The 6,351-nt window shown below is 49.2% G+C and carries 6 protein-coding genes; 4 read left to right on the top strand and 2 right to left on the bottom strand.

Annotated features, from left to right (window positions below; all coding sequences use genetic code 11):
* Positions 1 to 68 precede the first annotated feature (68 nt).
* From BN587_RS00800 to aguB, 4 genes are all read left to right on the top strand, one after another.
* Entirely contained in the window at positions 69 to 1,328 is a 1,260-nt protein-coding gene (locus tag BN587_RS00800) for a saccharopine dehydrogenase family protein (protein ID WP_009144909.1), read from the top strand.
* Positions 1,329 to 1,437: 109 nt separating this feature from the next.
* Positions 1,438 to 2,568: a carboxynorspermidine decarboxylase gene (gene nspC / locus BN587_RS00795; protein WP_044483888.1), complete on the top strand. Its 1,131-nt coding sequence runs from the start codon at positions 1,438 to 1,440 to the stop codon at positions 2,566 to 2,568.
* Complete coding sequence (aguA, locus tag BN587_RS00790; protein ID WP_021719269.1) at positions 2,565 to 3,698, top strand: agmatine deiminase; 1,134 nt, start codon at positions 2,565 to 2,567, stop codon at positions 3,696 to 3,698. The genes nspC and aguA overlap by 4 nt, the downstream gene beginning before the upstream one ends.
* A complete protein-coding gene (gene aguB, locus BN587_RS00785; protein WP_021719268.1) occupies positions 3,695 to 4,573 on the top strand; it encodes an N-carbamoylputrescine amidase in 879 nt (292 codons plus the stop codon). The genes aguA and aguB overlap by 4 nt, the downstream gene beginning before the upstream one ends.
* A gap of 180 nt (positions 4,574 to 4,753) precedes the next feature.
* On the opposite strand, the gene BN587_RS00780 is transcribed toward aguB, so the two are convergent.
* Together BN587_RS00780 and BN587_RS11640 are read right to left on the bottom strand one after the other, a co-directional pair.
* The gene (locus BN587_RS00780; protein ID WP_021719267.1) at positions 4,754 to 5,347 is read right to left on the bottom strand and encodes a hypothetical protein; all 594 of its coding nucleotides are present in this window, start codon (positions 5,345 to 5,347) and stop codon (positions 4,754 to 4,756) included.
* Positions 5,348 to 5,543: 196 nt separating this feature from the next.
* A partial coding sequence (locus tag BN587_RS11640) for a sodium:solute symporter family transporter (RefSeq protein ID WP_044483882.1) occupies positions 5,544 to 6,351 on the bottom strand: 808 nt, incomplete at its 5' end.

Here is a 6,351-nt window from a genome sequence, read left to right as displayed (position 1 = left end):
ATTTTTTGTTCAAGTTGATTATACAATCTACCTATTATTTAATTTATGAACAGGAGATGATTTGAATTATGAGTAAATTATTAGTAATCGGCTGCGGCGGTGTTGCCGGCGTAGCTATCGCAAAATGCTGCCAAAACAGTGATGTTTTCACCGAGCTGTGTATTGCCAGCCGTACGAAGTCCAAATGTGACGCAGTTAAGGAAAAGCTGCAGCCCACGACCTCTACTGTGATTACTACAGCACAGGTTGACGCTGACAGCAAGGAACAGCTTGTACAGCTGATTAAGGCTTACCAGCCAGACGCAGTGCTGAATGTTGCTCTGCCTTATCAGGACCTAACTATTATGGATGCCTGCCTGGAATGCAAGGTTGATTACATCGATACCGCTAACTATGAGCCGGAAAACATTGACGATCCTGCATGGCGTGCAGTTTATGACAAGCGCTGCAAGGAAGAGGGCTTCTCTGCTTACTTCGATTATTCCTGGCAATGGGCTTATAAAGAAAAATTTGAGCAGGCCGGCATCATGGCTCTGCTCGGCACTGGCTTTGACCCCGGTGTTACCAGTGTATTCTCCGCTTACGCACTGAAGCATTATTTTGATGAAATCGAAACTATTGATATTCTGGACTGCAACGGCGGCGACCACGGTTATCCGTTTGCTACCAACTTCAACCCCGAAATTAACCTGCGTGAGGTTTCTGCTCCCGGCTCCTATTGGGAAAACGGTCATTGGGTAGAAATCCCGGCTATGGCTATTAAACGCGAGTATGATTTCCCTGAGGTTGGCATGAAGGATATGTATCTGCTGCATCATGAGGAAATTGAATCTCTGGCGAAGAATATCCCCGGCGTAAAACGCATCCGCTTCTTCATGACCTTCGGTCAAAGCTATCTGACACACATGAAGTGCCTGGAGAACGTTGGCATGCTGTCCACCAAGCCGATTAACTATGAAGGCAAGGAAATTGTTCCTATTCAGTTCCTTAAAGCATTGTTGCCGGATCCTGCTTCCCTCGGTCCTCGCACCGTAGGCAAGACCAATATCGGCTGTATCTTCACCGGTACCAAAGATGGCAAGAAAAAGACCATTTATATTTATAATGTCTGCGACCATCAGGAATGCTACAAAGAGGTCGGCTCTCAGGCTATCAGCTACACCACCGGCGTTCCTGCAATGATCGGTACTGCTCTGGTTATTACTAAGCAATGGCAGGGCAAAGGCGTATTCAATGTGGAAGAATTCGATCCGGATCCGTACATGGATATGCTGAATAAGTTCGGCCTGCCTTGGGTTGTTGACGAAAACCCGGCTACGGTAGAATAAGATGACTGACGCTAAGGAAACTGTAATGCCGGCATATGTTGTCGACAAGGCTGAGGGGGCTTCCCGTTTGGCTGATTTGCAGAAGAATTTGCGCGCAGAGCGTGAGGAGGTGGCGCTGAAGGCGCTGCCGACTCCCTGCTATGTGGTTGATGAGGCTAAGCTGCTGAATAATCTGCGCCTTTTGCAGTATGTTCAGCGTGAAAGCGGTGCGCATATTCTGCTGGCACAGAAATGCTTTTCTATGTTCCGCCTGTATCCGCTGATGGGCGAATATTTGGCAGGCACGACGGCAAGCGGCATTTATGAAGCGCGCCTCGGTCATGAGGCGATGGGCAAGGAGAACCATGTTTTCGCACCTGCTTTTAAGGAGCAGGATATGCAGGAGCTGGTGCAAATCTGCGACCATATCATTTTCAACAGCTTTGCGCAGTTTGAAAAGCATAAGGCTGTCTGTGCCCAATCCGGTGTGAGCGTTGGTATCCGCGTGAACCCGGAATGCTCGACGCAGGAGGGTGAGCATGCAATTTATGACCCCTGTGCCTATGGCTCACGTCTGGGCGTAACGCTGGCAAATTTTCCGGAGGATTTGCCGACGGAAATCGAAGGACTGCATTTCCATACGCTGTGTGAGCAGAATGCTGATGACCTGCTGACGACATGGAAGGCTTTCGAAGCGAAGTTCAGCAAGTACTTTAAGCAGCTTAAATGGCTGAATCTGGGCGGCGGGCATCATATTACGCGCAGTGATTATGATGTGGAAGCGCTGATTGATTTAGTGAAATATATTCGTGCTACCTATCATGTTGAGGTATATCTGGAGCCCGGTGAGGCTGTGGCGCTCAATGCCGGCTATCTCGTGACAGAGGTGTTGGATATTGTGCATAACGGTCTGGATATTCTTATTCTTGATGCCTCGGCTGCCTGCCATATGCCTGACGTGCTGGAGATGCCTTACCGTCCGCCTCTGCGCGGCGGCTATGAGGCTGACGAAAAGCAATATAAATACCGTTTATCCTCAATGACTTGTCTGGCCGGTGACGTGATTGGCGATTACAGCTTTGACAAGGAAATCAAGGTTGGCGATAAGCTGATTTTTGAGGATATGGCGATTTATTCCATGGTTAAAAATAATACCTTTAACGGCATTCCGCTGCCTGATATTGTGCTGCTGCACAAGGATGGTACTACGGAGCTGGTGCGCCGTTTCGGTTATGAAGATTTTAAAGGACGTTTGTCATGATGTTAGAGAAAAACTTTACTCCCGCTGCCGACGGCTTTCACATGCCCGGAGAATACGAACCGCATGATGGCTGTATTATCGTGTGGCCGCAGCGTCCGGGCTCCTGGAGCTTTGGCGCAGTGGCGGCCTGCGAAGCGTTTACGGCTGTGATTAAGGCGATTGCGGCGAGCGAAAAGGTTTATGTTATTTGCGGTGCTAAGCACTTTGCTGTGGCGCAGGAATATCTTGCAGGTGTGGCCAATGTTGAGCTGGTTGCTATGGAAACGGACGACAGCTGGGCGCGTGACATCGGTCCGACGTTTGTGGTACGCGACGGCGAACAGGGACGCGAGCTGCGCGGTGTAAACTGGCGCTTCAATGCCTGGGGCGGCGAGGTAGACGGCCTGTATCCCGATTATGAGCAGGACGATGCTTTTGCGGAAAAGTTTGCCGAGCATTATGGTGCTGCGCTGTATGATGCTGTTCTCTTTGTGCTGGAGGGCGGTTCTATTCACTGCGACGGCGAGGGTACGGCATTGGTAACAGAAGCCTGCCTTTTGAGCGCAGGACGCAATCCCGACCTTTCCAAAGAGCAGATTGAGCAAAAGCTTAAGACTTACCTGGGCGTGGAAAAGGTTTTGTGGATTCCGCGCGGTATTTATAACGATGAAACAAACGAGCATGTAGATAATGTCTGTGCCTTTATCCGCCCGGGTGAGGTGGTGCTGGCGTGGACAGATAACGAAGCTGATCCGCAGTATGCTTTGAGCAAGGCCAGCCTCGATGCTTTGGAGCAGCTGACGGATGCCAAGGGACGTAAAATCATCGTGCATAAGCTGCCTGTACCGGCGCTGCCTGTGTGCATTACCGAGGACGAGGTAGCAGGCTTCGACTTTGTCGAGGGTGAGGATATGCGCGAAGCCGGTGAACGTCTGGCGGCTTCGTATGTAAACTTTTATTTCAGTAATGACAGTGTTGTAGTGCCTGCCTTTGGCGGTGAGAATGCGGCCAGCGATGCGTTGGCGGCGGAAATTCTTGCCAAGCTCTGTCCGGAGCGTAAGGTAGTGCAGATACCGGCGCGGGCTATTTTGACAGGCGGCGGCAATATTCACTGCATTACACAGCAAATTCCGAAGGGAGTGTGCTTATGAGCAAGGTAAAGGTGGCAGCAGTGCAGATGCGCTGTGCGCCGACCGTAGAAGAAAATTTGCAGCACGCTGAAGCGCTGGTGCGCGAAGCTGCAGCGAACGGTGCGCAGATTATTCTGTTGCCGGAGCTGTGGGAGCGTCCGTATTTCTGCCAGCAGCGTCGCTATGATTTCTATCAGTATGCACTGCCTACGGAAGAAAATCCTGCGGTGCGGATGGGCAAGCGTTTAGCGAAGGAGCTGAATATCGTTCTGCCTATCAGCTTCTTTGAGCGTGATGTCAATGAATTATATAATTCTATCGCCTGCATTGATGCTGACGGTGAGATTTTAGGCGTTTATCGCAAAACGCATATTCCTGACGATCATTTTTATCAGGAAAAATTTTACTTTAAACCGGGTAACAGCGGCTTTACGGTTTTCAATACCAAGTATGGCCGTGTCGGTATCGGTATCTGCTGGGACCAATGGTTCCCTGAGACAGCACGCTGCCTGGCGCTGAACGGAGCAGAGCTTTTATTCTATCCTACGGCGATTGGTTCCGAGCCTATCTTAGACTGCGATAGCATGCCGCATTGGCGCCGTGTTATGCAAGGCCATAGCGCAGCTAATCTGATGCCTGTGGTGGCAGCAAACCGCATCGGTCTGGAAACTGTGGAGCCCTGCGAAGGCAATGCAGGCCAGCAGTCCTCACTGCTGTTCTACGGCTCTTCCTTTATGACCGACGGTACCGGTGAGCTTGTGCAGGATGCATCGCGTGATAAGGAAGAAATTCTTTATGCAGAGTATAATCTGGCAGACTTGGCTGAGGACAGACTGAGCTGGGGATTGTTCCGCGATCGCAGACCTGAATGCTACGGTAAAATTGCCGGTAAGTAAATATTGAAGCTATAATAAAAAATCACAATCGGTTATATATGTAACCGGTTGTGATTTTTGCTTTATCCGATATTGAGCTCGTGCTTGAGAGCATCCTGTAAAATTTTGGAGAAGTTAAGTTTCCTAGCAATTGCCGCATCATTTAACCATTTGGGGATGGTGAGAGTTTTTTTGAATATCTCATCTTCCCGCCTTATCATCAGGCAGATACGTAATCGTTATGCCATAGATAATGATGGTGCAGATTACCAGACAGATAGCCAGTGGTATGAGCAGCTTCAGCCAGGGAATTTCCTGCTGCAGATACTTGCGGCAGTAGCGCCAGAAACAGATAAGCGTAAAGAGGTTGAAGATGCTGCCTAGAATGAGCATTGTCCAGACGCTTTTGGCAAGCGGCAGGTAGGAAAGGCTGAGATTGATGGCTGCGAGCACAGGCATGGCAGTCATAGTGTTGTAGATTTTGCCGTCTGCTATGGCAAAGCTGGCGGTGAGAACGACGCTGCCTAAAATCAGCGGCAGCAATGAGGCATATATGAGAGTGTTACTGCTAAAACTATATTGCTGTAGCCTGTTGCGCCAGAGAAAACGCCCGAAGAGCTTGTAAAGAATAAATGCATAAAGTGTTGTCAAAATAGCGCTGGCAAGTGTATCCATGCCGCCGAAGCCGATGAAAGCAACAAGAAAATGAATTACAAAAAAGCCCAATGCCCCCAAAAAGAAGAAGAGCTGATTATAGAGCCAGTACCAAAAGGCTAATGGCAGAAAAGTACGCATGGCAGAACCTCCTCACATAATGTATTAAGTAATTTTATTGGTCACTTTTATTATAATATGATTAAGAGGAAAATGCTATGCTTTTGCCTCTTTGGGTAAAATTAGCTTGAAATTTTGCTGAGAATATAAAAAGTCCGATTCGTCTGTGATGACAAATCGGACTTTTTTATGTTGCTAATTTTTTAGGCTTATACAATTATTCCTCAACGTAGTTGTTGGCTTTATCATAAAGCGCAGCAACATCCTTGGAAGGACCGCCGCTGAGCAGGGAAACGATGACACCTGCTACAAGGCTGGCAAAAAAGCCGGGGATAATTTCGTAGATGCCGGTGGAGGCTGCCATAGTCAGGTACCAGCCGATATCGACAACAGCACCGACGATGATGCAGGCTACCGCACCCTGGAAGGTGAAGCCGCGCCAGAAAAGGCTGAGCATGATAGCAGAACCGAAGGCTGCACCGAATACGCCCCAGGCATTGGCAACAAGCTCCATAATACTGCCTGCACGCGGAGAATCAGCAATAAGCAGAGCAACGAAGGAGATAACAAGTACAACGATGCGTCCTGCCCAAAGCATTTCCTTATCTCCGGACTGGTATTTACGGATTACAGGCTTATAAACGTCGCTGGCAAAGGCAGAAGCGGAAGAGAGCAGCTGACTGGAGGCAGTACTCATGGAAGCTGCCAATACGCCGGAAAGGAGGATGCCGCTCATCAGAGCCGGGAAAATGCTGCGAACCATGGCGATGAATACCAGAGAGTTTTGTTTGATGTTTTCATCCATGCCCAGATACATACGGCCAACAACGCCTACCATAGTAGCGAAGAAGCAGATGAGGGCGGTCCAGCTGATAGCGATAACAGCGGATTTCTTCATTTCCTTTTGAGATTTGAGGGACATGAAGCGGATGATGATATGCGGCATACCGAAGTAGCCCAGGCCCCAGCCGAAGCCGGAGATGATATCAGAGGTTTTGGCAACCGGATTCCAGTAATCGGGAGGA

The organism is Phascolarctobacterium succinatutens CAG:287, from assembly GCF_000434895.1.
Taxonomy (GTDB): Bacteria; Bacillota; Negativicutes; order Acidaminococcales; family Acidaminococcaceae; genus Phascolarctobacterium_A; species Phascolarctobacterium_A succinatutens_A.
Note: the sequence above shows the minus strand (reverse complement) of the source record. Positions and strands in the feature narration are given on the sequence as shown.